Origin of the sequence: Paenibacillus spongiae, assembly GCF_024734895.1 — a bacterium.
GTDB classification, from domain to species: Bacteria; Bacillota; Bacilli; order Paenibacillales; family Paenibacillaceae; genus Paenibacillus_Z; species Paenibacillus_Z spongiae.
The window spans coordinates 5,689,333-5,714,305 of record NZ_CP091430.1; the positions used below are offsets into that span (position 1 = coordinate 5,689,333).

Consider the following 24,973-nt stretch of genomic DNA (forward strand, 5'->3'; position numbering starts at 1 on the left):
CTTATTTAATCCCCGAATGCGCCATCGTCGCGATGACTTTCCGCTGGGAAATGATAAATACGACCAGAGGCGGGATAAACATGATCAATGCCCCAGCTGCAGCGGCTCCCTGTCTGGCTACAGAGTTCGCAAGACCGGATGTTAATGTGCTCATATAGAAAGGCAGCGTTTTCATCGCGTCTTCCTGCATGAACAGGGTTGATGTCTCCGTATTTCCCCACGCGGATTGAAAAGCGAGAATGGAAATCGTTGCAATTGCCGGATTGACGAGCGGGATCACGATACGCATAAATATGGTAAATTCTCGCGCGCCGTCAATTTTGGCTGCTTCCATTAAGTCGTTCGGGATCTGGTCCATGAACTGTTTCAACAGAAAAACACCGACCGGCAAGGCGACTAACGGCAGCACGTGGCCGAGGTATGTATTCATGATGCCAAGGCTTTGGATCACGATAAAACGTGGGATCGCAACCGCCTCCGTTGCGAAAAGCAAAGCCAGCATGATTAGACCCAATACGAATTTCGATCCTGGAAACGGATGCTTGGACAGCGGGTAAGCGCACATCGCACCCGTGACGACCATTGCAATGGTAGAAAGAAATGTTACTACAATGCTGTTAAATATATACCGGGATACCGGGACAATGGTTGATTCAGACAAGGCAAGCAATTCCGCAAAATTGCCAGTGGTTGGCTCTCTGACAATAAAAGTCGGCGGGAATAGAAACAGCTCATGCAGCGGCTTGAACGCATGATTGAACAGATATACGAGCGGAAGAAGCATGAATGCTGCAAGCGGCAACAGTAAAATGGCGATCCAGATCTGCGCTCGCTCAAGCAATCTTATCGCAAGCACGAAATCTTCCCACTTGACGGTTAATCTTCGCTTCATCACAATCAAACGAGATGCCTGCATTATTCATCCTCCTTCGGCGCAAATAAAAAGCCAAAAAATTTACTGAGCACGTAACACAACAGAAGAACGAAGATGGATATCGCACTGGCATAACCAAGCTCGAACCGGATAAATCCATAGTCGCCGATATGATCGAGCAATAACTGACCGGCATAATTCGGCGTCGGGTTGCTGCCGGACAATTGAACGCCAATGCCGCCGGATTTAATCGTATGAACGATCGCCATGATGGCTGCGAACATCATCTGCGGTTTCATCATCGGCACCGTAATATACCATACTTCCTGCAGACGGCTTGATATCCCGTCAATTTTACCCGCTTCGTACAATTGTTTGTCCACATTGAGAATACCGGCCAAAATAGCCAGGAATCCAATCCCCATCGAGGACCATATCGAGATGACGATCATAATGTTCAGCAAATAATCTTGATCGAGCAATAAATAGACCGGCTTATCGATAATGCCCCACTTGAGCAAGAAGCTGTTAATATAACCGGAGCGGTCTCCGGTAAACATGACCGTCCATACGACGGTCATCGCAACACCGGCGGACAACGACGGCGCGTACATCGCAAGCGCATACCAGGTACGCAGCGTACTGGGCAGCTGGGAGATTAGCCAAGCAAGCAAGAAGGCGAGCAGGTAACCAACCGGACCTACGAATACCGCGAATTTGAACGAGTTCGGCAGCACATGCTGCAAAAATACGACATCTTGCGAGAACAGGTTCTGATAGTTAAGCCATCCGCGCCAAGCCGGGAAGTCGAAAGCGTTAAAATAAGTGAAACTGAGCAGAACACCGGCAACAACAGGGATCAGAATAAAGATGATGAACATCGCCATAAAAGGAAATATAAAAGCATAAGAGAGACGGTATTTCCACATTTCTATCATCAAACCATGGATTCGCCGCGAAATGCTTGGCTTCGTTCCAACTGCCGGAGCGCTGCTCCGCTTCTCGGAAAGGGCCGTTGCATTACCTGTCATTCAGGTTCACTCCTTTCCACGGTTCTGAAATGGTTTCTAAATCCAGTTTTTTCAGCACATGCCCTTCCGCATCGATATAATTAAATTCTTGCTGCTTGCGTTTCATCTCACGATTGATTTCTTTAACCGCCTGTTCCAGTGCAATCCGTGGATTTTGCTGATCAATGGCTACTTTGTTCCAGGCAAATCCAATCTCACGAGTGGTCATATATCCGCCGGGAACGTTCGGATATTCTTTAATCCATTGCCATTGTTCGAGAATGACATCGAGATCTTCCTGCTTCCAAGGCATGTTTGCGAATGCTTGAACATTGGCCGAGTTCCAGCGGAACGTCTCACCGCGATATTGCTCCAGGTTTAGACCAAATTCGGTTTGGATGTCATCGGACATATACCATTTCATGAATTCCCAAGCGAGCTCGCGTTTTTCTGCGGGCGTGTCGTTGAACAAAACGTTTGCCGTTGGCGCTCCGCCTGCAGCCCACCTGGCAATCGTGCCGTCCGATTGTTTCGTACCGGGAATCGGCGCAATCGCCCACTCGTTCATAATTTCCGGCGCCGCAACAAGCAATTGCATATAGCTGTTGAAATCGCCGATCCCGATTGGCAATGTGCCGTCTCTGAATTGTTGATAGAAACTATTGACTTGACGTTCCAGTCCGAAGACATTGTACAAGTCCGTCCATTGTTTGAACGCTTCGAATGCTTGCGGCTCGCTTAATGCGCTCGAAAGTCCATCCTTCGTGTACAGCTCTACACCCTTCTGGAAGAAAAAGAAGGAATAGTTATCCGGCGGCACATAGAAGTTGGCCTCGTTCTGGAGCAGCGTTGGCAGCATCTTGTACACGTCATCCCACGTTTGCGGAACGGTCAAGCCAAGCTGCTGCAAGATGTCTTTTCGATAGAACATGATATTAAAGTTGTTGGTTTCCGGAATGCCGTAAATCCCTCCGTCATAGCGATAAGGCTGCATGATGCCCGGATGGAATTTATCGATGAGCCGCTTGGAGTCCGGGAACTTCGAAAAATCGTAAATCGCGTCCCGCAATGCATAATCAAAAATCGATCCGCTGTTTACCCCAATCGCGATATCGGGCAGAATGCCCGCCGCCTTGCCAAGAACGATCAAATCGGCAGACTGAATCAAGTTGATCCGAACTTTAATGCCATGCTCCGGCGTAAATCGTTCATTGGCCAGCTGCTGCAGCTCGTCAACGTAGTCTCGGCCTTTGAACATCCAGATGTTCAGCTCATCGTCAGATTGCTTATCGAGCTGGTTTTCATTTGTAAACGAATAAAATGTCGATGTAACCATATTCCACGACTTCTCGAAGAAGTTAGATTCCATTCTGGGCAATTTCGCTTTCGGCTCTGAAACAAAGATCCGATCGATCTGAAACGGCGTATCCATCAAATCTTTGCGCTGCGTCTCGATCTTCTCTTGCAGCGTACCGATCGTCAATTGACTATATGGAATTTCGTTTGGATCTTTGAGCAAATCTTCCAAATCTTTCGCGCTCGTTTTAAAAGCTTGCGACACATTGTCGGTTACCTTATTAATAGCCAGCATTTGATCCGTCAATTGTGTAAATTGCGTCTTCAGCGTATCCAGCCTTTCCTTCATACCCGGTATATCTTTATCGATGTTCCACACCCGGTAAGGGTCATTGCTGTTTCCTGTAGCATTGCGCAGCTCTCTGGCAACATCGCGCAGCTCTTTGGAGATTTGGTCGATTTGGAGGATAATCGGCACGTAAGGCTCATATGTCGATTCCATCTTGATCGAATGCTTTCCTTTGGTGAAATAAAATTCATAAGGCTCCCCTTCCGGATTTTCCAGGGTGATCCCTTTCCAATCGCCGCTGTAGGGAAACTGAACGTTTTTCATTTCTTGAAAAGGAATTTTTCCATCGATATAAATATTGCGGAATACGGACATATTTTTACGCAAGCTTTGTTTTGCGCGCAAGGTCAAATGGTAAACGCCGTCTTTCGGCGCTTCGAATTCCCAAGTTATCGCTTGACCGCCCTTATTCCATCCCGTGCCGCCAATCGTATTGTAACGAACCAGATCGAGCGATGCCGGCTTCGTATGCGGACTGCGGTCGTATTGCGTTTGAATGGACGATGAGTTTTTATAACTGAACTGCTCGCCCTCGATTGCAATGACTTCTTTGTTTCCGTTTGCAGAAACGTCAGGATACGTTTTTTTTACGTCATCATAGGCAGGCAAGACTTTCGGAGCTTGTAGACGGAATGCTTTCACGGCGACCGGCTCACGAATCGCTTCGATACGAATCGTATTCTTCCCTTTATTCAAATGCCACAGCAACGGCTGGCTGTAAGCTCCTTCCGAATCGCGAAAAGAAGCCGTTTTCCAGCTTGTCTCCTCACGGATCAAGGAGCGCAGCTGATTGCCGGCATCATCGTATTTCTCCGGTCTCGCTTCAGCAAACTGCCTTTCCAGAGCAATGGAATGCGCTTCACGAAACGGGAAGTCTCCATTGATCCGGACACTCATCATAACCGATTGCCGGTGTCCTCCGTCATCTGGAATATATGGGAAATATTCGGTTTCCAGTTCATAAATTCCCTCTTTCTCCGCATTTACTTCATACTCCACCCAACCCTTAGGCTTAGACCATAAAAGAACGTTGTCTTCACCTTGATAGGAGCCGACAGAAACTTCAGCGTCATCCGACTTCGCACTGAAAGTTCTTGCTTCAATCCGGATTTCTTGGGCTCCTGCCGGAACGTTATCATGTTCCCATTTGTTCGCCATCGAATAGAAATAGGGCTCGCGAGTCGAAACATCTTGAATGATCCTATTTTCACTGCCCTGATCGGCAGCTTTGGGCTCACCTTGCGCATGATCCGATAACACCGGGACACCTATTAGGGCAACAGCTAAGATAAGGAGTAACAATCGTTGAACTGTACGAATTCCCCTCTTCATTATTCGCGCCCCTCCATTACTCTGTTAGTAATATTCCTGTATCTTTATGGAAAAACAACGCCTTGTTCATATCCACGGCCACGGAAGCTTTCATTCCGTCATCAAAGTGATAACGGGGGTGCGCCCTGGCAACCAGATTTTTCTCCATACCAATATTCATATGATAATAGCGGTCCGAGCCGACAAATTCGCTCAATTCCATCGTTCCGTTAATGATGGAATGCGGGGACGCTTCCAACATGATCTCTTCAAAGCTGATATTTTCCGGACGGATACCCAATATGATCCCTTTATCGACCAAATTCAGGCGTCTTAATGTATAAGCTTGTTTCTCGGTTAGCTTTAATGCGAAACGGTTCGTATGGAATTCGAGTCCACCGCCGTGCTCTTCCAATCTTCCATGAACAAAGTTCATCGGAGGATTGCCGATAAAATTCGCAACGAACAGATTTGCCGGTTGATTATATACTTTCTCGGGCGTATCCACTTGCTGTACGATCCCTTTCTCCATCACGACGATGCGATCTCCCATCGTCATCGCCTCAATCTGATCATGCGTAACATAAATCGTCGTGACGCCGATTTTTTTATGAAGACTAATAATTTCCGACCTCATCTGCACGCGCAGCTTCGCATCCAGGTTGGAGAGGGGCTCGTCCATCAGAAACGCCTGAGGCGTGCGGACGATTGCCCTGCCAAGCGCAACCCGCTGGCGCTGACCGCCGGACAGCTCCCGAGGCTTGCGATCCAGGTAATTCTCAATTTCCAGCACGCGTGCTGCACGTTTGACAGATAGATCAATTTCATGCTTTGGAATCTTTCTCATCTGCAAGCCAAAAGCAATATTTTCGAAGACAGACATATTCGGGTACAGCGCATAGTTCTGAAAAACCATCGAAATGTCGCGGTCTTTGGGCGGCATATCGTTCACGATCGTATCGCCGATATAAATCTCGCCTTCCGAAATATCCTCTAATCCTGCGAGCATCCGCAAGGTTGTCGACTTCCCGCAGCCTGAAGAACCAACAAAGACGAGAAATTCCCGGTCTTCTACTTCCAGGTTGAAATCTTTCACCGCATATTCTTTAAATTTTCCATAACGTTTATGAACATGATGAAAATGAATTCTCGACAATGAATGTTCCTCCCTTGCTTTTTTGTATACACCCATATAGCACCATAATCAAAATGTTTGTTTGGTTTGACATAGCTGCTGCATGAAGGCCAGTTGAATTGCACCAATAACGACTGCGCATAGCGGTATAGCAGCCATGACGGCAACTGGATTCCATACCCAGTGCAGCAATAAGCTAATCGTACCCGACGCAATGAACAATACGGCTACGAGACCCAACGTCTTGAAGCTTGAAGCTTGAACATAGCGACGGCTTTGCCGAAAAGCTGCATCGACATTCAACCGATCGATAACGATACAATATTCCACATAAATATACCTAATCCGAAGAATCACAAATATAACGAGGGAAAGGAATAAACCGATGGCGTTAAATAACGCAACCAGAAGTGTCGTCAAAGCCGTTTTTGCTGCCGTAAAAATCAGAAACATGAAGATGAAGCGGACCCAGTGGCTTTTCCCGTCTCTCATAAATTGTCGCAATGAAATCGGCTGCCCTTCGACAGCATTTCGCAGGGAGGCAATATATCCGCCTTGCGTAAAGACCGTGGCAAGCAGCATGGACAGCACGGCAATCCATGCGCTTGCCGGAACCGTCCCTCCCATAAACTGCAGCTGATTAACGAATTGCGGAATATTGCTGACATAACTAACCGATGGAAGCCCCATCTCAAGAATAAGACGATAGGATAATGACGGTGTGCCGATAAAACCAACGATCATTAGTCCCGTGATAAATGAAAGACCATCCAATACGATTGGGTATATCAACAACAGCGGATTTCTGAATAGCAAGCCAAGTAATTGTTTCAACATGATGATAACCTCCGACACAGCTTTGGATTGCATATTCGTTGCCGCAGTCCGGTTTTTAATGCGAACGTCTCTTGTGATTGTTTGGACTTTAAGGGCTGCCGGGGGGCCGGACAGCCCTTATTCCTTATTGCTGCTTCTCAGCGAGCACCTTATTAATTTCCTCTTCTGCTTCTCGCAACGCCGTGTTCAGATCTTTTCCAGCCAAATATTCATCGAATTTTTGATTTGCTATTCCCATGCCGTCTCCGTTGAATGGAGAAAATACTGGCGCTGGGGCAGGTTTGCTTTTGAAAACGCCGGCGATATTTTTCCCTTTCATATGAGGGTTGTCGGCGCCAAAAGCATTTTGAACTTCCGGACTTGTCAGAGCCGTTACGCGCATGGTCTTCGATGCGCTGAGCTTCTGAACTTCATCGGATGTGACGACGCTGATCGCTTTCATCGCTTCTTCCGGGTGTTCGGACGTGCTGTTGATCGTCAGAATGTGCGCGTCAACCATGCCGTATGTATTCTCATGCCCCGGAAAGCTTGGATATTGGACAACATCCCAGTTCGTAAACCCTTCCGCAGACATTTGCATTAGATTAGGGAATATGTTCATAGCCGCAACCATCGCGCCTGTCTTGTCCAAGAATGCCCATGCCTTATCTTTCTCATTGCCCGGAATTTTGTAAATATTGTACGCCGTTTGGAATGCTTGCTTCCACAGATCGTTATTGATGCTGGCTTTATTCGTCTTCGCATCAATCGTAACGATGCTGAGAGGGAAAGATAACCGCTCCAGATGCTCCGGACTTAGACCGCTAAATTGCGTACCGTCAATTTTTCCCGTAACTTTTTTGGCAAGATCCGTTACTTGCTCCCACGTCATTCCGTCTGTCGGATAAGAAACGCCAAATTTATCGAAAATCTCTTTGTTATAATAAAGCGCATTCAATTGCATCGCAAAAGGCAGTCCGTATAACTCGCCGTTATCCGACACGTTTCGAATCGTTTCCAGCACGACCGGTTCGAAACGATTAATATCCACGCCTTCTACCTCAATATACGGAGTAATGTCCTGGAACATTTCATATCGCTTCACAGATGGCATGGCGCCGTTCCAGATCAACATCATGTCCGGCGTATTTTTCGCTGCGATCAGCTCTTCCAGTCCCGCTCCTTCCGGACCTTTGAACAATTCTACGGTAATGTTCGGATACTTCGCTTTGACGGGGTCTGTGAACAGAAGCTTGAAATCTTCTTCGCTAATTCCTACCGAAATTGGCATAACGGTAAGTGTAACCGGTTTCGTTTCTTCGGCCGGTTTATTTCCTTTTTCTGTTGCGGCATCCTTGTCGTCTGTTTGCTCTTTATCGTTTGTATTGCTGGACGGTTGTTTTGAGTCATCTGTACTGGAACAAGCAGTAAGGATTAAGAACATCATGATCAGAAGAATGGAAAATGTCTTTTTCATAGGAACACCCCTGGTTTAAATTGGTCATTCACAAGACAACATGCTCAAAACGTGATATCATGCAGAAATGATAACGCTGTCAAAAACAACGTTATCCTTATCGAACTAATGATCATTTGCCTCCTTTTCGAAGTGGTTTAGAATTATATTGTCAGTATATTCGAAGAGTAACTAAAGATAAATTGTATTATCTTGTTTATTATAGAACGATATTGCCCATTAAGGAGTGTCGCCGATGTTGCTTAGACATGCATTTGCTCCGGTTCTCTCTGAGCACCCATTCTTTTGCTTGCCTGAATCCGTAGGATGGTATAGTCAGTGGCCGGATCATTTTGTGGGACGCGACAAGGGCACGTGGAATACATTTAGCATTCATGTCGTTGTTGACGGGAAAGGATACGTGGATGTTGACGACCGTCAGTACGCGCTGGTCAAAGGAGATTGTTATCTTTATTTCCCGAACCAGCGCCAATTGTACTACAGCAGCAAGGATGATCCGTGGGAATTGAGGTGGGTGCATTTTTACGGAGGGCCTGAGTTAACGCAATTTCTGATTGATCGGGGTTTTCACCGCTCGTCTTTATGGACGCTAAAAGATATGAGCTCATTTGAACAGCTCTATCATGTTCTGCTCACGGAAACTGAGAAACATGAAGCTCTTCATTACAGCCGATTGTCTTATTTAACCTATGGAATTATTGCGGAGTTTGTAAGCAATGCAATCCCGTTAACAACAAGTAAAGGAACAGAGGTAGCGGACAGGCTGCTCAAGCTGCTTCCGCAAATTCAGCAACAAGCGCATCTTCCTTTTATACTTGATGAATGGGCAGAGAAAGCGGAGATTAGCCAATATTACTTCTGCAGACTGTTTCGCAAATTGACCCAGCTTAGTCCGCTGGAATTCGTTACCTTATGCAGATTGCAATTGGCGAAGCAATTGCTGATCGAGAACAAGGATTGGTCGATCAAACGTATCGCGATCGAGTCGGGTTATATCAATGCGAACTATTTCAACAAAAAGTTTCTGGCTCTTGAAGGGATGACACCGACCCAATACAGGGAGAGGCACTAGACGGACGGCGCTCAGATATGATATGCGGGTATCTCGAAGGTCTGAGAAAGCCCTAAGTCATGAGAAAATGACCGGACCTACCGCAGGTCCCGGTCATTTTTGTTATATGTTCTATAGCACCTCAGGGGTAACGCTTCTGCCTAACTCCGAGCTCTGCGAGGCGGCTTCCAAGATGCTGATGACACGCAGCGCTTGTTCGGGTTTTACGATCAGTTCCTCGTCCATCAGCAAATGGTCGGCGACATTCCAATAATATTTTTTCCAATCCGCTCCGAACATCCGTTCAATCTTGCTGTGCTGGCGAACGCCGTTCACCATGCTGGTCAAATAAATCTCGTCCTGCGCATTCATCTCGATGCTGCCTTGGGTGCCGAGAATTTGCCATTTCGGCCGGTTGACCGCTGCGATCGATGACATCATGATATCGACCGTCACTCCGTTTTTGAACTTGATATTGATTTTGCCGTGATCTTCGTTCGTTACCGCATGCCACACTCTTTTCTGGAAATCCCCCATCAGCTGAGTCATTTCGGATGGGATCAAATTCAGAATCCAGTCAATGATATGCGCGCCCCAATCGTACATCAAACCGCCGCTGACGGCTTTGTCGGAGCGCCACTCGAAGCCCGGCTGATGGTAGCCTACGGACGAGTAGTCGATGTGGAACACGTCGCCGATTAATCTTTTGTTCAGCAGCTCGCGGATCGTCATATAGTCGTCATCCCAGCGCCGGCAATGAAAGACGGACAGCATGACCCCTTGCTCCCGCGCCTTCTGAATCAAATCTTTTCCTTCGGCAACCGTTAAGCAAAACGGCTTTTCCATGATGACATGCTTACCGGCTTCAAGACATTTCATTGCCAGCGGTGCATGCAGATAATGCGGCAAAATGTTGACGACAAGATCCACTTCATCCATAGCCAGCATATCATCAAGATTGGTAAAATACCCCTTCATACCGGGAAGCTGCTCCTTGGCTGCCGCTAATCTGTCAGGCGAAGCGTCGCAAACCGCAACCACTTCCATGCCTTCGGTTTGACCGATCCAGCTCGCATGCCCGGCACCCATATTACATGTCGGTCCGAACCCGAGCAAACCGCAGCGGATCTTTCCGGACCGTTTCTCTTCCCCGGCGCTCCAACTGATTGCGCGCAGCAGCATTTTCTGAAACTCCGGATGGATCCAGGCTCTTAAATCATGGCCATTCGCCAAATAGGCGACCCGGCCTTGACCGTATGATTTGGTATACGCGAGTGGCAGCTTCCTGCCCTGCCAGTTCGTTTCCGCAAGCACCGTCACTTTGGATGGATCGTAGCTTTGCAGATGATACATTTCGTCCGCGATCGTAAACGTCTCCATCCTTGTCGTTATGGGATGATCGGTGTTCACGATTTCTACCTTAAAGCTGTGATGGTCAGGATGCGTCAAAAACTCGCAGCCCAGCATATCAATATACCGGCGACTGCCTCTGAAGCTGTCCGCTGCGGAATGAACGCCGACAAATCCGCCGCCGCTCTCGATGAAATCAAGCAGCCCACGCTCGCGCTCCGGCGTCAGCTCGTCAGCAAACCCGGTCGTGTAAACGACAACGGCGGCGTATTTCCCTTCGGACAGGCGAGCCAGCATATCGAGGTCGGAAGTGGTCTCGAGACAATAGCCTTCCTTAGAACCTATCAAATTGCTTAGCAGTTCCCCAGCCGCTCTCGTCGGGTGAAATTCAGGACCTCCGTACACATACAATATTTTTTTCATGTTAACAACCTCCCAGAAATGAATTCGTATAATTTGGGTTTGTCGACTCGGTAATGCAGAGCTCTCCCGCTTGTTTCGTCGAGTAAGACGTCTTTCGGTGAGGCTAGCCCTATACTGAACGCGTGTACATTTCACTCAAAAAAAGAACCATATTGGAAAATCAGCCTCGATTAAAACATACTTTAATGCTATTTGTTCGTCAATAAGAAATCAAAAAAATTCTCCAGTATAGTTCTTTTGAAGGGCGCCCGTCTACCCATATATAATTGATTACTTTGATGCCGCAGATTCTCCCCAAGATTCTGCCATCACTATAGGTATGAACGCGTTAAGACAACGGTGAAGCGCTTGCGATACGCAGATAGCCAGGCGCACTAATCGTAATCGGGGTTTCCGGCAGTTCAGCTTCGAATAACAGACGTTCCGCTTCCAGCTCTTCAAGGCTCTCCTCGCGTCCTTCCGCGTAATCGAGAAGCCGATCGATTGCCGTCGAAATTCTCGCAAGCATGCCCCCATAGCGAATATCCAGCACTTCCCAACCGAAGGGTTTGTTCGTAAGCATCCAAATGCGCCGGTGAGCAATCCGAAGCTCGTCCATCCGCCGATACAAATCCGGTAAACATGACTGGGCGGCATCCTTGAGCTCCTCTTTGCGATCATCCCGATACAATCGGGTCAAAACAAGACCTAACGTCGATTTGACAGCCAGCACCCCACTCAGTTTCTCGTAAAACTCGAATAGGGCATCAAACGGTGATCCCGCCTTTACCTTGCAGGCACGCCATTTCTCTTGCAGCTTCTCGTAATGGTCAGGCAGTTCATTCTCCGGCGTTCCTTCCACATGCTTGTCAAACAAGCCGATCAGCACGTCCTGCCATAGCAGATACTTTGATGGATTGGCCATGTAATGATTGCCTTCGCTCACGCCGGGCGTCTCATCCATGTATTTCAAAGCGATGAGCTCGTCGAATAGATCTAGTCCCGTGCAAGCGGCAAACCGGCTCCTCAGCTTCCCGTCATTGACCTCGTCCGTGTATCCGTGCTCGGCAAAAAGCTGCAATCCCGGCAGCATGGCCAAATGGTTCGTTTCCTGCCCGTTGTCACCCCAAGCGGTGGCCAGCACTTCCCGGACGCCTTGAGCTTTGCAGGCGAGCAAAGCGGGATGGGTGATCATCCACGTTTTTCCGTTGTTCGGGCTCATGCTGCCCCAGATATGAATGCCGCCCGCAAACACCGGCACTGAACCGAACTCCTTATGCTTCTCTATCAGTCGCTCATAAACGAGCTGATCCCGCTGCCCGTAATCCCAATAAACGAACTGTACATCATTCGGAATTTGAGCCAGCTTATCCGGTGAAAAATCAACGTTCAACGGGTAATGAAACGCGTTCGGATCGTTTGAGAGGAAATGGAATGGCATATCGCTCCAGATCATCGGCTTCAAACCATGCTTTCGGGTAATGTCGAGCACCCTGGCCAAATGTTCGTTCATAACGTCAAAACGCTCTCGATAACCATGAAGCGTCAAATAACGCCCCAGTCCGAGGCCATACGCTTCATCCATCCCGATGTGAATCCGCTTGGTACGGAACGGGGCCGATGCGGCTACGATCATTTCTTCGATAAAGGCGTACGTTTGCGGTTCTCCAACCAGGAGCGTATCGCCGCTATCCCTTATTTTCGCGGCAAACGACCACTTCAACGCTTGAGCCAGATGCGCTAGCGTTTGGATGCATGGAACCATTTCGATGCCGAACAGCGCCGCATAGTCGTCCAGCTCCTTGAGTTCCCCGTCGGTATAGCGTCCCCTCATATAGCCAAAATACGGTTTGTCCGGCACTTCGTAAGTATCCTCCGTATACAGCATCAGACCGTTCAGGCCCATGAGCGCCATATAGCGCATCATTTGTTTGATCGTACTTCGTTTCAGCACGGCATTTCGCGAAACATCAAGCATCGGCCCGTTAAAATCGAACCGAGGCTGTTCTTTAAACTGAAACCGGTCTTGTCTACGGGAGTACTCGACAAACAACCCAAGCGCACGAAAAAAATGAATGCTTTCGGCAAACTCAATACGTCCCTGACCATTCTCCAGAGAGATCTTAAGCGGACCTTTTCTATTAACAACTTCTACGGGTATTCCTGACTCGCACAACTCAATGCGCAAGATCGCAGCCAACTCACTTATACCCGCAACCACCTCGGCGACATCCCCATGAAAAAATAGTTTCATCTTATTTGCTCCTTAAACGTTTATTTATTCAGCGATATTCATGTTGTCTGGCAAGGAGAGGGTAACACACCGGTCGCCGCAATGACAATCCGCTTGTCTTGGAGATGTATAGTCAGCACACGTCTCATGCCTGCCACGACATGCTGCCACAGACTGGAGCCCAAATCAGCATGTCACATCGAGGAAATTGTTATGACGCTTCCTTGGCTCGGGCATATCTATGACTCATTGAACGCTGTCCTCCAGATTGCCCGTCATCGCTTCCACCGTCTCCGGATCGCCCCACGCCGATATTTTCACGCTGACAGACGGCTTCGGATCCCCCTCGAATTTGCAGCTGAACGACACGGGCTGCCCCCCGCTTCGAAGGATCGGCGCATCCGCCGATGCCTGCACCGTCTGCAGCATATTCCAGTTTTGATCGTAGATGCTGCCGGTCCGACCGCCTTCGCACACGAGATATTGATTCGGCTTCAGTTCCGTATCGAATGTCATGTAAACCCCGTTGGTGTATAAAGTCGGCCGTTTCACCGAAGCGTCCTCATTCCCGTACGAAGGGACCACGCGCAGGGTGAATTTCAACGGTTGCTCGGCATACGAGTTGAAATAAACCCAGTCGGCGCCCCCTGGCTGGCCCGGCTGCAGCTCGGCAGGATGGCAGACAAGCGGCTTCGAGATGTGAACCGGGTACAGCTTCCAACGGCCTTCGCCGGCCGGTTCCAAGTGCCAGTCTCCCTTCGGCTCGCGCAGCCGCTTGCGCTGCTCGGCCGTAAACGCTCCTGCCCGCCGTGCCTTCTCCCATTCGCGCACCGACGCCAACAACGGCTCGATATTGCCGTTTCGCCGCAGCACCGCCGTATCGGCTACCAATGCGAAGCCCGCCCCGAATCCGGCCGCTTTCGACAGCACCCATTCGATTTCGTCCGGCGCCGTCGCCTCGAACCGTTCGGAAGCGGACCGGACGAGAAACCATCCCAGCATCGGCGGGATAAAGTTTCGGGCGAAATACCGCTGGTTGCTCAGCCTCCATTCGAGCTGGCCTTCGCGGGTTGCCGCTCCCCACGGCTCACCCCAGTTGAATCGCGTGAATATGTGCCACAGATAGTTTGGAACGACGATGCTCGCATCGTTGATCACATGATCCCCCAGCCATCGTAGCACATCTTGACGAACCGGTTGACGCCGTAACCGTCATGTCCGGTGGCGTATAAGCCCTCTAAGCCGTCGAATGAAATCTGCTTCAAGCCCGTCGTTCGGAACAGTTCCGCGATCCGCCTGCTGTATTCATCCTGCAGGTCGATATTCGGAAAGAAGACGTCATAGGGGTGATCCCACAGCCGGCCGATTTCCGCGCCGGCCTCATGCTTGGCGGCAGCCGTGCCATTCACGCCGCGCCGTACGTCCAGCAGCTTCAAGGCGCGCTCTCGGTCACGGCGTCGTATTCGATCAGCTCGCTGCCGATTTTCGCCGAACGCCGGAACAATCCGGCCCCGAACGGCTGCGGGTCGCTTACCTCGATCTCCCGGTCCTCCGCTCCGACGCTGCCGACGGCCCGCGCCGATCCTGAGAACTGCAGCCGTTCGTCCGGCACCGGCGTCACATAGGGATCGTTCAGCGTCGTAAAGTTAGAGAGCGTATGAACGCCGACCTTCACGCCTTCGCGTTCGGCCAGCTCCGCGCAAGCTTTCAATCCAGCGTCGCCATTAGGGAAGCTGCCCGGCTTCAACGTGAAATGTCCCCATTGCGAGAACGGATCGGGATGGTACACATAGTTCAAGCCGGCCATCTTCGTATACCGCACCGCATCCGCCATCGTCGCTTCGGAGAAATCGGTGATGACATACGATTGATTCGCCGCCGGCGACGTTTTGCCCCACTCGCCTTCGATCATCGGATGCGGCAGCCCTTCCCCGATCTCGATCGCTTCGATCGTTTGGAGAACCCGGTCGACCGCGCAGCCGAACAAGGCGATCTTGGTCCCGGCGATTCGAGCGTCGCCGCCCGCGATCGGCGCGATATCGACATCCGGCAAATTCCATGCGGGGCGCCGGGCTGCATCTGCCCGATTCCGGGCATACGCTTGCAGCATGCTTCCTTCGCTTGTCGGCCACGCCGCGCAAGCATCATATTCGAATTTGTTGTCCGAAGGCTGCGTGCTGTCAGGGTCCGGCATCCCGCTGTTCGAATACGTTTGCTGAACATAGTCCAACCTATCGAGCTCAAGAGGCCATCCCCCGACGGTTTTTATATTCAACGCCTGCAGGCCGAGGGCGAATGATCCGTTATGCACGACGCCGACCGACTCTCCGATCGACCCGGCAACCGTCGTAACGTAAGGCCCCCAGATGACGGCATCGACATCGCCATCAATGGATTGTACTTCGAATGTCGCGTAAAGCCCTTTTTCTTCGGCCAAAATCGCCACCGTCGCCCTGCACTCAGGAAACTTCAATGTTATTATGCCGGATGCCGCTTCATAATCGGCCTGCTCCGGCATCTCGATACGGCCGTCAACGACAACCCGAAGCAGCGGCATAGTATGGTTGGCAGATTCATATCGAATACCGGAAGCCGTATCGGTCAGGCCGGTTACCCTGCCTTGATGATCCAATTGAATGCTCAACTTTCCTGCAGAAATGCTCAACATCTCTCTCATCTCCTTAACACCGGCAGCATTTCATTTATTCACTTCCAAGCTGCCTGTTCAGTCCATCCTTTTGACGATTTCCATCGTAGCGATTTCATGGGGTTGAAGCGTCAGCGTTACGACGCCATGACCGCGCGAGTCCAGTTTCACCGCGCCGATTGTTTCGACGAGGGCTTCTTCTCTGCCTGCAAACCCTGCATATTTTAGCGGCAGCTCCAGCGTAATCATTTTTTCTTCATTGACCGGATTAAACACGACCAGGACGGCGGGAATTTCCGCTTCCGTCGATACATGCATCACCGCATCCGGTTCGAAACCATTCGGACGCGCGAGATGCACCATTTCGCCAGCCAGCGTCGCCCGATACTTCTTATAGAACGAAATCCATTTCTGAAAAATTGTATTCGTCTTATTCCCGATATAAGCCTTTTTTCCGTATAATACACCGCTATGCCCGTATCCGAACATGCCGCCGAGCGCATGGTCGTAGGTAGCCGTGTTTTCCTCGGACGGCTCGATGCTGTGACCATGGTACGTTTCCAGGTTAGCGGACGTCCATGTCGCGCAAGCCGGATCTTTATACCTCGAGTCGTAAACAAATGCACGCGATTGCGTAACAAGACGCATGCCGCCCATGACATTCTGATCTTCCTCGCGGTAACCGCCGGGACGCTGGCTCAACCCCAGAAACATGGCTTGCATTTCTTGCGGCGCGGTAATCATCTTGTTTCTGTCCGTTATTTCCTTGAAAAAGCGCTTTTCCCACATCCAATTCATGAACTCCACGCTTTGCGGATTAGCGTGACTGTGATCGGCCTCTTGGCACGGAAGCCCATGATAAGGACCGTCAATGGCAAGGCCGTCAAACCCAATATGATCTAAGAGATGGAGCAGCTTCGCTCTGATATAATCGCCCCATGGCGACTGGTAGCACATATTGCCCAGGCCTTCCGGGGAATAACGGATTCCGTCGGGGCCTAAATACTGCCACTCCGGATGCTGCTTGCAAATCGCGGAAGAATGCCAGGCGATCGTCGTTGAGCAATAAGGAAGAACCGTTAAGTTTTTACTGTGATAGTAATCGACCAGCTTCTTCAAATCTTCTTCCCCATTCGGGAATAGATCCGGACGCGGGATGTAGTCGCCCGTATTCGTAAACAGCTGACCTACGAATAACTCGACCGATTCGACGCCGTCCTCGGCTGCTTTATCGGCGAATGCAAGGAGCTCTTCGTATGAACGGCATGTGGCCACGATTTGTTTGATTTGCGGCGATGTAATCCATGGCGCAATTTTCTTGTAAAGCCGGTGCAAAATAATCGAAGCCTCGTCTTTGTTGCCGGACGTAACCGCCTCGTAGCACTTGAAGGTTTCAAAATGCTGCCCCGGCATAAGCTCCATGCCGATCGGCTTCGGAAATTCGAACCGGGAGAATGGAACGTAATAGTCGTCTTCCTTCTGGATATTCCAATAATAGTCGCTGAATACCGACAGCTCGATCTTCCCTTCGAACAATCGAACGATGTCAACGGTGACATTATCTACGGTAAGAGGGGAAGACGAAACATTGTGCACGCTTACACTTTTCGTTAACAAAGGCAGTTCGTCGGCAATTTCATATTCGATGACAAGTTCGACCGGCGGTATTCCCTCGTGGCGCCCCGCACATGTCAGGCGAAGAATCTCTCCGAAGCTGCCCTTGCTCACCTCGGCGTTTGCAACGTAAAAGGCCCCTTCCCTGTCCCAATTCAACCGATGCTTCCATGGTCCGGCCTCATATGTCTTGCCGTCGATGGTCATGGCAGCTTCATAAGGCAGGTTCGACTCGAATGAAAAAACCGGGTACCAGTATTCTCCCCTCTGCTTGCCATTAGGACGAATATTATATTCAGTCGTCGCCAAGCCTTCCGAAATATCGATTTCCCGATAGATATAATCATTCTGAATAACTATTTTATTGTTTTGTATGGATATGCCCATGATCTGCTTCTCCTCTCAGCTTATGAAAATGTAAACCGTCAAAGCAAGGGTATGTATGCGGCCTTCGCTTGAAGGCCGCCAGCCTATCAACTTATGCTGCTTCCGTGGCTCTATTGCTGTTTTAACTGATCATACGCTTGCTGCGCTTCTGCCATGACCTTGTCGCCGCCTATTTTGTTCCACTCCGCCACGAAGCTGTCAAACTCGCTGACCGGTTTCTTGCCCGTGATCATATCGATGAACGTTTGCATCGTCATCTTATCCAGTCTTTCCTTGTAATCATTGTAGATTGGCCTGTCGATCGGTCCAAGAATATCATATTTTCCCGTGCCCAATTCCATCAGCTGGCTTCGCAGCGGAAGCATGGATTTATCCTTTGTAGCAAAAGACGCCAACTCTTCGCTGTAATCGTCATTCCATCCCCCCGGAACGGAATAAGCGCCGTCAAAGCCGTATTTCCACCGTTCCTTCTGATCATCGTACGGCTTGATATATTCGAACTCGCCATCCGCCGTCTTCTTGAACGTCTTTCCTTCTTCGCCAAAGGTTTGCGCGATCTTGGATTCGACTTCGAAGGAAGTGAATTCGAATACCTGAAGATATTTGATCATTTTATCGCGGTCGTTCTCCAATTGCTTGCCGAACATAATGTCGACTCCAAACAGCGCATTACCCTGCAGCATGCCAAAGTTTCCGTCCGGTCCTGTAGGCCCCGGAATCATGGCAAAGCTGGCTTCCGGATTCTTCTTGTGCAGGGTCGCATAGATATCGTTGCAGCAGAATACGCCATCCTGAGCAAGCCCAAACCAATAGGTTCCGACAGCTCCGGCTTTTTCCTGAACCAATTTATCCTGTACGTTGTTCGCTTTGTGTACGATAAATTCCGGATCGATCAAACCTTCGCTATACCAACGGTTTAATACGGTCAAGGCTTCTTTCGCCCCAGGCAATATGTCGCCACGCACGATCTTGCCGTTGTCTTCCGTAAACGCACCCGGATAAACGCCATACGCGCCGAACACAAAGCTGAATAAATCTCCGATTCCCCCGGCCGTTCCCGTAATGCCGTAAGTGTCCTGTTTGTTATTTCCGTCCGGATCGTCATTGCGGAATCTCTTCAACGCTTCTTCCATCTCTTCAAGCGTCTCCGGCGTCTTCGTTATCCCGACTTTTTTCAGCCAATCCTCGCGGAAGCCTACAACATTCCCATGCGGAGCCAAGTCCCAAATCCCCGGCAATCCGTAAATTTTACCGTCCCTGCGCAAATATTTGAAAGGATCGTCTCCCAATATCTTTTTCAAAAATGCCATGTACTTGGGTGCGTACTGTTCCAGATCCTCCAATTTGATCTCGGCAACGACATCTTGTTTGATCAGCTTATCGTATTCCTGGAAGCTAAGACTTTTCCACCAATCGGGAATATCGCCGGAAGCGATGGCCAGATTCAGCTTTTCCTTCGCCGTATCGGAGGATGCGACATAGAATTCAGCCTCAAAATCGAATTTGGATTTGAGGAAGTTCATGAAATAACCGTCTGTTTTGGTTTGTTCCGGATAATAGGTCCAAAAATTCAGCTTCATCTTCTCTGCTGCGCCATCCGAATCTCCCCCGTCGTTCGACTGGGCGTTTTCCTGATTCTTCGGTGCTTCCGAATTTGAATTCCCGCCGCATCCGCTGAGCAGCAGAACAAGCAGCATGCAGAGGATGAATGCGGATAACCCATATTTTTTTCTATTCATCGTTGTATCCCTCTTCCTTTCACATTGTATGGTTCTATTCATTGCTTCACGTTCATGCTCAACCTTTAACAGCGCCCACCATGATTCCCTGAACAAAATATTTCTGCAAAAAAGGATAGACAATAAGCATCGGAAGGATCGAAAGCATGATGACGGTGGCCTGCAGCTGCCTTCCGGAATAGGGACTCTTCTCTTGCAATTTCGTTAACACTTCGCTGAACTGAGTCGGGTTGTTCTGGATAATGATTCGTCTAAGCACCAGCTGCAGCATCTCTTTATCCGCATCGTTCGTATAAATCAACGCGTCGAACCAGGCATTCCAATGTCCGACTCCTACCCACAACGCTTCCGTGGCAATAATGGGCATGGATAACGGAAGAATAATTCGGAAGAAAATTTTCAAATATCCCGCGCCGTCCACCATCGCCGATTCTTCCAGGCTATCCGGCAGCGAACGGAAAAAGTTGCGCATAATCAAGACGTTGAACGTACTGATCATACCGGGGATGACAAGCGCCCATATGGTGTTGTACATCCCGAGATACTTGATTAACAAATAGTTTGGAATCAATCCGCCTCCGATGATAAATTGGATCAACATGAAGCGCGTAATCCATTTATTTAACGGTAAATCTTTTTTCGACAACGGATAAGCGGTGATCGCGGTTGCCAATATGCTAAGCAGCACGCCGAGGCATGTCCTTATAATGGTATTTTTATAGCCGACCCATAAGGCATCGAAGTCAAATGCGAGCTTGTAGCTGTCAAACGTGATCTTTTCCGGAAACAGCATGAATGAACTGTTGGCGGCATCCCCGCCATCTAGCGATATGACCACTTGCGTCCAAAACGGATACAAGGTTATGACCAGTACGACCGTCATGATTGCATACAGAAAGATGTCTGCGATTTTGCTCCCTGTCTTTACCATAATGTATAATCACCGCCTCCGATCCTTCTGGCAAGTCCATTCGCCGTCAGCATCAAGATGAGACCGATGACCGATTTAAACAAGCCTACCGCCGTCGCATAACCGTAATCCATTTCGACCAAGCCTTTTCGGTAAACATAAGTGTCGATAATATCGGCAACATCATATACTTGCGGGTTGTACATGTTGAAAATCTGATCGAATCCGGCATCGAGAATGCCAGACATGGACAAGACGAGCATGATGCTGATGACCGGCATGAGCAGCGGAATCGTAATGTAGATCATTCGCTTGATCCGGCCTGCGCCGTCAACGACCGCAGCCTCATGCAAATGCGGATCAATGCCCGTGATTGCGGCAAAATAAATGATCGAGCTCCAGCCGAATCCCGCCAGAATCGACGTGAAGACTAGAATCGAACGAAAATAACTGGTATCGGCCATGAATAATTTGGGATCGACCCCGAACATTCCAAGGATCGCGTTAACCGGCCCCTCAAGTGAAAAGATGCTCATGAAAATCCCGCCCAGGATGATCCATGAAATGAAATGAGGCAGGTAGGAAGCCGTCTGGACCGTCTTCTTGAATTTGACGTTTTTCACTTCACTCAGCAGCAGCGCGAAAATGATGGGAATGGGAAACCCGAACACCATGCGGTATACGCTAATCAATACCGTATTTTTTAGCACCAGATAGAAACCCGGATCTCGAAACGCTTTTTCAAAATGGGCCAATCCGACCCATGGACTGCCGAAGAAGCCTTTCGTAATTTGAAAATCTTCAAACGCAATCAATAGCCCGTAAATCGGTACATAGTTGAAAATGATGACGTACAATACGGAAGGAATCATCATGATTAACAGTACCCTGTATTTTTTGAACGCATGACGTTTGGATTTGGCGTCCCCGGTTTTCGGTTGGCCGTTCCATCCGGGCCGCCGGGCCAGCACTGTCGTTTTGCTCATCCCTTTCGTCTCCTTCCTATAATCCATGAATGCGCATTCATTTCATATGGAAAGTATAGCATGGGGGTCATAAGGCATCATTATCACTTATTTGATTTTCTTATCGTTTTTTTGTCAAATCAGATCGATCTGCTTTCATCCTTTACCGTTAGCGGTACGGTAATCAACATCGTTGTTCCTTCCTCTCCCTCACGATGACCTCGGACGGTTATGCCGTAACCATGACCGAAGAACAGTTCGATTCGTTCTTGCACATTCCTAAGGCCATACCCGGCAGAGCGAAGTTTCATGACATTCTGGACAAGTTCTTCTTTCATTCCCGGCCCATTATCCGTAATGGCAAATTGCAAGCAGCCTTCCACAAGGCAAGCCGAAATAGTGATCATCCCTCTGCCGTCCGTCTTCCGGTGAACGCCATGCTTGATCGCATTCTCCACCAGCGGTTGCAAAATCATATTAATCGTATCGTACCGATTGACGTCGTTGTCGATATCGTACATAACATCGAAGCCATAATTATCGGTGATGAGCATAATGTCCAAATACGATTTCACATTTTCCAGTTCATTAGTAACCGATATAAAATGGTCCCCTTTGTTGAGTGCCGTGCGATAGTACTTGGACAACGAAGTTACGATCCGGCTTATTTCATAGGATTTGGTTTGCAGCGCCTTCCAGTTGATGGACGAGAGCGTGTTATATAAAAAATGAGGATTCATCTGCGCTTGCAGCCTATGCAGTTCTTTCTGCCGCACCTCCTGAATCAGTTCTCGAATACGAAACAGCATGTTGCCGAAACGGTCGGTCAGCTCGCCGATTTCGTCTTTGGAGGAATTTTGAATCTTCAGTTCAAGCCCGCCGTTCTCCACGCGTTTCATCCAATGATTCAGCCGGTAGATGCGCCTCAGCATCCCGTTGGCGAATAGCGAAATGATAATCAGCAGAATCGCGATGCAAATACCGATAACGATAAAGGTGGCATACAAGATAGGGGCAGCGTTTCCGGATACCTGGTCGATCGGCACATAGCAGTGGATCGTCCAGTCCGTTTTCGGAATTTTCTTGTTGATTACCATAAACTCGATTCCGTTAATCGTGGTCACGCCTTCTTCCCGAACCTCTGCAGGAGCTTCGGAAAACCAACTGGCTGCGCGTGCATTGGTCACCGCCGCAGCGCCGTTCGAGTCCGATATGACGAGGCCGTAATCGCTCAGCAGCTTCATCGCATCCATGAATATACTTTCGACATTCACGTGAACATACAACACATGATGGCCTGATAAGAACGTTTCCGGAAATTTGCTTACCGCATAGGCTGCCTGCTGCGATTCGTCAAAATACCAGCGGATGCCGAATTTTCTCAGAGCATCCCTGTACCAGCTTTGATCGGATACCCGATTGGCCGACCGCAAATAATCGCCGTATTCCGGAAGCGGGCTTTCGGTATATATGGTCAACTTATCGATCCCGTGATAGGACGTGAGCATCATATTGAAGTAGGGATCCAAATACTCTCTTAATTGATTGGCCAATGTCGATAATTCGACCGCTTCGCCGCTTTGAACCGATACTATGTCTTGTATCAAACCATTGGCGACAATCAAGTGGATCAAATTATTGTACAATTCCATCTTATAGGCAATACTGCTCTCCGCTGTACTAATGTTTCTCTCGATGCTTTGCTTCGCTTGTTCATTGAGCAATTGTCTCGATTGCGTGTATGAATAAATGCCGAGCACCATAATCGGAATGATGGTCACGATCAGATACGACATATACAGCTTTTGTTTCAATTTAAAACGTATGAAGGTCCAGTTCATCCATCTTTTCATAGGCCATGTTCTTCCCTGTACTGGGACGGCGTTTTCCCGTAATTATTTTTGAATAAGGCGGAGAAATAGGCAAAGTTGGGATACCCGACTTCCTTGCCGATATCCGTGATTTTCTTGTTCGACGCCAGGAGAAGCTCGCCCGCCTTTTCCAGCCGGATCGACGTCATATATTTGACGATGCTTTTGCCCTTATACTTCTTGAACAATCGGCTCAAATAACCCGGACTCAAATAGACCTGCTTCGCAATGCTCTCCAACGTAATTTCACTGCTGTACTCCCGGTCGAGAATCAGTACGACTTCCTCGATCACGCTGCGAAGCAATTCACGGGGTCTTTCAACGCTCGCTATCAGATCCTGGGCGATCGACCGCATAACCTGCATGAGCTCCATGAGTGAAGAAGCATTATGGATCCTTTCCAGACCCATCATGAATTCGTTTACATTTTGTTGGGTCGGACGATCGATCGACTTCAATACTTCCGTGCAAACATATTTCACATAGTTTTCCGAGACTGTTTTCCCGCCTTCGAGCAGCTCGATCAGAAGGACGATTTTATCGTTATCCACCTCGATTTCCTTTAACCACTCCGTCATATCGAGTAAAATACGGCGAGTGTGCGAATAAACGTCCCGGTCTCCCGATTTGACCTCTCCCGTGTACAGCACCGCCCCTTTTTCCATAAAAAACTGATTCGCTAACATCGTTTCCATCAGGTTGTACTCACTGCCTATTTGCTTGAGGCTCTCGATCAATCCGCTGATCACAATGCTTACGTCCGTACGATGCTTTTCTTTGAACAACCCGACCAGAAACGAACCCGTCCGAATAAGATCCTCTTTGGTTTCTTCAGGTCTGCCTTCGTACAATAGAACGCTCTGCATCTCATTCAAATTTACGAAATCGGCCTTCACGCAAGCCATTCCCTCCAACACCGGCTCGACATCGATATCGATTCTATCGAAAAACCGGCTTCCGGTATGAATCATCGCCATTCTCAAATAACGGTACCCGCTGAAGTGGATGGCCGTGTCCGGGGATTCGTTATCCTCTTCCGCAATCATCCCCCTGCCGTGAATGAGATCATATAAAAATTGCTGCTTCTCGTAGCGGATTCCTTTCCAATAGATCTCTTGGATTCTTTCATTCTTCAATTTCTCTTTCTGTTCTTCGTCGCACAGCCGGATGACATTCGAAACAACGCGCATGAATTCGCCGATTTCCACCGGCTTCAGTATGTAATGCGTTACGTTCAAATCGATCGCTTTCTGAGCGTATTCGAACTCGCCGTAAGCGCTCATAAAAATGATTTTGATATGCGGCAGCAGCTCTTTGACTTGTTGCGCGAGCTGCAGCCCGTCAAGCTCTCTCATTCGTATGTCCGTAAGCAAAATATCGATATTGTCGTGGTTGCGGATGTATTCCAGCGCCGCTTCGCCGGAATCCGCTTCGGCTATCTCAAGTTCCCAGTCAAATTGTCCGGTCAAAAATTTGACTCCTTCCCTTTCGGATCGGTCATCGTCGACGACTAACATCTTATACATGCTCAACCTT

The 24,973-nt window shown here is 49.0% G+C and carries 18 protein-coding genes; 1 reads left to right on the plus strand and 17 read right to left on the minus strand.

The features are described from left to right. Position 1 precedes the first annotated feature (1 nt). The 6 genes from L1F29_RS25760 to L1F29_RS25785 form a co-directional block, all read right to left on the minus strand. On the minus strand, positions 2-916 hold the full coding sequence (locus L1F29_RS25760; protein ID WP_258384889.1) for a carbohydrate ABC transporter permease: 915 nt from the start codon (positions 914-916) through the stop codon (positions 2-4). Next, on the minus strand, positions 916-1,905 hold the full coding sequence (locus L1F29_RS25765; RefSeq protein WP_258384890.1) for a carbohydrate ABC transporter permease: 990 nt from the start codon (positions 1,903-1,905) through the stop codon (positions 916-918). The genes L1F29_RS25760 and L1F29_RS25765 overlap by 1 nt, the downstream gene beginning before the upstream one ends. Next, positions 1,895-4,789, minus strand: a complete 2,895-nt coding sequence (locus tag L1F29_RS25770) for an extracellular solute-binding protein (RefSeq protein WP_258384891.1) — start codon at positions 4,787-4,789, stop codon at positions 1,895-1,897. The genes L1F29_RS25765 and L1F29_RS25770 overlap by 11 nt, the downstream gene beginning before the upstream one ends. A gap of 88 nt (positions 4,790-4,877) precedes the next feature. Then, positions 4,878-5,996 carry an ABC transporter ATP-binding protein gene (locus tag L1F29_RS25775; RefSeq protein ID WP_309252342.1) on the minus strand — a complete coding sequence of 373 codons (1,119 nt, stop codon included), beginning with the start codon at positions 5,994-5,996 and terminating at the stop codon, positions 4,878-4,880. Positions 5,997-6,044: 48 nt separating this feature from the next. Continuing rightward, complete coding sequence (locus L1F29_RS25780; RefSeq protein ID WP_258384892.1) at positions 6,045-6,812, minus strand: hypothetical protein; 768 nt, start codon at positions 6,810-6,812, stop codon at positions 6,045-6,047. Between the two features lie 124 nt (positions 6,813-6,936). Next, positions 6,937-8,268 carry an ABC transporter substrate-binding protein gene (locus L1F29_RS25785; RefSeq protein ID WP_258384893.1) on the minus strand — a complete coding sequence of 444 codons (1,332 nt, stop codon included), beginning with the start codon at positions 8,266-8,268 and terminating at the stop codon, positions 6,937-6,939. Positions 8,269-8,503: 235 nt separating this feature from the next. Here L1F29_RS25785 and L1F29_RS25790 point away from each other — a divergent pair, with 235 nt between their 5' ends. Next, positions 8,504-9,340 carry an AraC family transcriptional regulator gene (locus tag L1F29_RS25790; protein WP_258384894.1) on the plus strand — a complete coding sequence of 279 codons (837 nt, stop codon included), beginning with the start codon at positions 8,504-8,506 and terminating at the stop codon, positions 9,338-9,340. 111 nt (positions 9,341-9,451) lie between these two features. On the opposite strand, the gene L1F29_RS25795 is transcribed toward L1F29_RS25790, so the two are convergent. The 11 genes from L1F29_RS25795 to L1F29_RS25845 all read right to left on the minus strand — a co-directional run bounded on the left by L1F29_RS25795 (position 9,452) and on the right by L1F29_RS25845 (position 24,963). Next, the gene (locus L1F29_RS25795; RefSeq protein ID WP_258384895.1) at positions 9,452-11,092 is read right to left on the minus strand and encodes a ThuA domain-containing protein; all 1,641 of its coding nucleotides are present in this window, start codon (positions 11,090-11,092) and stop codon (positions 9,452-9,454) included. Positions 11,093-11,420: 328 nt separating this feature from the next. Beyond that, positions 11,421-13,325, minus strand: coding sequence for a beta-N-acetylhexosaminidase (locus L1F29_RS25800; RefSeq protein ID WP_258384896.1), 1,905 nt, complete (start codon positions 13,323-13,325; stop codon positions 11,421-11,423). A gap of 225 nt (positions 13,326-13,550) precedes the next feature. Then, entirely contained in the window at positions 13,551-14,462 is a 912-nt protein-coding gene (locus L1F29_RS25805) for a hypothetical protein (protein WP_258384897.1), read from the minus strand. Further along, a complete protein-coding gene (locus tag L1F29_RS25810; RefSeq protein WP_258384898.1) occupies positions 14,459-14,740 on the minus strand; it encodes a hypothetical protein in 282 nt (93 codons plus the stop codon). The genes L1F29_RS25805 and L1F29_RS25810 overlap by 4 nt, the downstream gene beginning before the upstream one ends. Beyond that, positions 14,737-15,972, minus strand: coding sequence for a hypothetical protein (locus L1F29_RS25815; protein WP_258384899.1), 1,236 nt, complete (start codon positions 15,970-15,972; stop codon positions 14,737-14,739). The genes L1F29_RS25810 and L1F29_RS25815 overlap by 4 nt, the downstream gene beginning before the upstream one ends. Positions 15,973-16,029: 57 nt before the next feature. Continuing rightward, positions 16,030-17,952, minus strand: a complete 1,923-nt coding sequence (locus tag L1F29_RS25820; RefSeq protein WP_258384900.1) for an alpha-galactosidase — start codon at positions 17,950-17,952, stop codon at positions 16,030-16,032. 110 nt (positions 17,953-18,062) lie between these two features. Continuing rightward, entirely contained in the window at positions 18,063-19,691 is a 1,629-nt protein-coding gene (locus tag L1F29_RS25825; RefSeq protein ID WP_258384901.1) for an extracellular solute-binding protein, read from the minus strand. Between the two features lie 58 nt (positions 19,692-19,749). Continuing rightward, positions 19,750-20,622 (minus strand): carbohydrate ABC transporter permease, encoded by an 873-nt coding sequence (locus L1F29_RS25830; protein ID WP_258384902.1) that lies wholly within the window; start codon positions 20,620-20,622, stop codon positions 19,750-19,752. Further along, positions 20,616-21,587, minus strand: a complete 972-nt coding sequence (locus L1F29_RS25835; RefSeq protein ID WP_258384903.1) for an ABC transporter permease — start codon at positions 21,585-21,587, stop codon at positions 20,616-20,618. Before L1F29_RS25835 ends, L1F29_RS25830 begins: the two co-directional genes overlap by 7 nt. A gap of 119 nt (positions 21,588-21,706) precedes the next feature. Next, positions 21,707-23,419: a sensor histidine kinase gene (locus L1F29_RS25840; RefSeq protein WP_258384904.1), complete on the minus strand. Its 1,713-nt coding sequence runs from the start codon at positions 23,417-23,419 to the stop codon at positions 21,707-21,709. After that, positions 23,416-24,963 (minus strand): response regulator, encoded by a 1,548-nt coding sequence (locus L1F29_RS25845; protein ID WP_258384905.1) that lies wholly within the window; start codon positions 24,961-24,963, stop codon positions 23,416-23,418. Before L1F29_RS25845 ends, L1F29_RS25840 begins: the two co-directional genes overlap by 4 nt. Positions 24,964-24,973 lie beyond the last annotated feature (10 nt).

What these genes read in the sequence shown, in the direction of transcription:
- L1F29_RS25760 (WP_258384889.1), bottom strand. Translation starts at nt 916, where the DNA reads ATGCAGGCATCTCGTTTGATTGTGATGAAGCGAAGATTAACCGTCAAG.
- L1F29_RS25765 (WP_258384890.1), bottom strand. Translation starts at nt 1,905, where the DNA reads ATGACAGGTAATGCAACGGCCCTTTCCGAGAAGCGGAGCAGCGCTCCG.
- L1F29_RS25780 (WP_258384892.1), bottom strand. Translation starts at nt 6,812, where the DNA reads ATGTTGAAACAATTACTTGGCTTGCTATTCAGAAATCCGCTGTTGTTG.
- L1F29_RS25785 (WP_258384893.1), bottom strand. Translation starts at nt 8,268, where the DNA reads ATGAAAAAGACATTTTCCATTCTTCTGATCATGATGTTCTTAATCCTT.
- L1F29_RS25790 (WP_258384894.1), top strand. Translation starts at nt 8,504, where the DNA reads ATGTTGCTTAGACATGCATTTGCTCCGGTTCTCTCTGAGCACCCATTC.
- L1F29_RS25795 (WP_258384895.1), bottom strand. Translation starts at nt 11,092, where the DNA reads ATGAAAAAAATATTGTATGTGTACGGAGGTCCTGAATTTCACCCGACG.
- L1F29_RS25800 (WP_258384896.1), bottom strand. Translation starts at nt 13,325, where the DNA reads ATGAAACTATTTTTTCATGGGGATGTCGCCGAGGTGGTTGCGGGTATA.
- L1F29_RS25815 (WP_258384899.1), bottom strand. Translation starts at nt 15,972, where the DNA reads ATGTTGAGCATTTCTGCAGGAAAGTTGAGCATTCAATTGGATCATCAA.
- L1F29_RS25820 (WP_258384900.1), bottom strand. Translation starts at nt 17,952, where the DNA reads ATGGGCATATCCATACAAAACAATAAAATAGTTATTCAGAATGATTAT.
- L1F29_RS25825 (WP_258384901.1), bottom strand. Translation starts at nt 19,691, where the DNA reads ATGAATAGAAAAAAATATGGGTTATCCGCATTCATCCTCTGCATGCTG.
- L1F29_RS25830 (WP_258384902.1), bottom strand. Translation starts at nt 20,622, where the DNA reads ATGGTAAAGACAGGGAGCAAAATCGCAGACATCTTTCTGTATGCAATC.
- L1F29_RS25835 (WP_258384903.1), bottom strand. Translation starts at nt 21,587, where the DNA reads ATGAGCAAAACGACAGTGCTGGCCCGGCGGCCCGGATGGAACGGCCAA.
- L1F29_RS25840 (WP_258384904.1), bottom strand. Translation starts at nt 23,419, where the DNA reads ATGAAAAGATGGATGAACTGGACCTTCATACGTTTTAAATTGAAACAA.
- L1F29_RS25845 (WP_258384905.1), bottom strand. Translation starts at nt 24,963, where the DNA reads ATGTATAAGATGTTAGTCGTCGACGATGACCGATCCGAAAGGGAAGGA.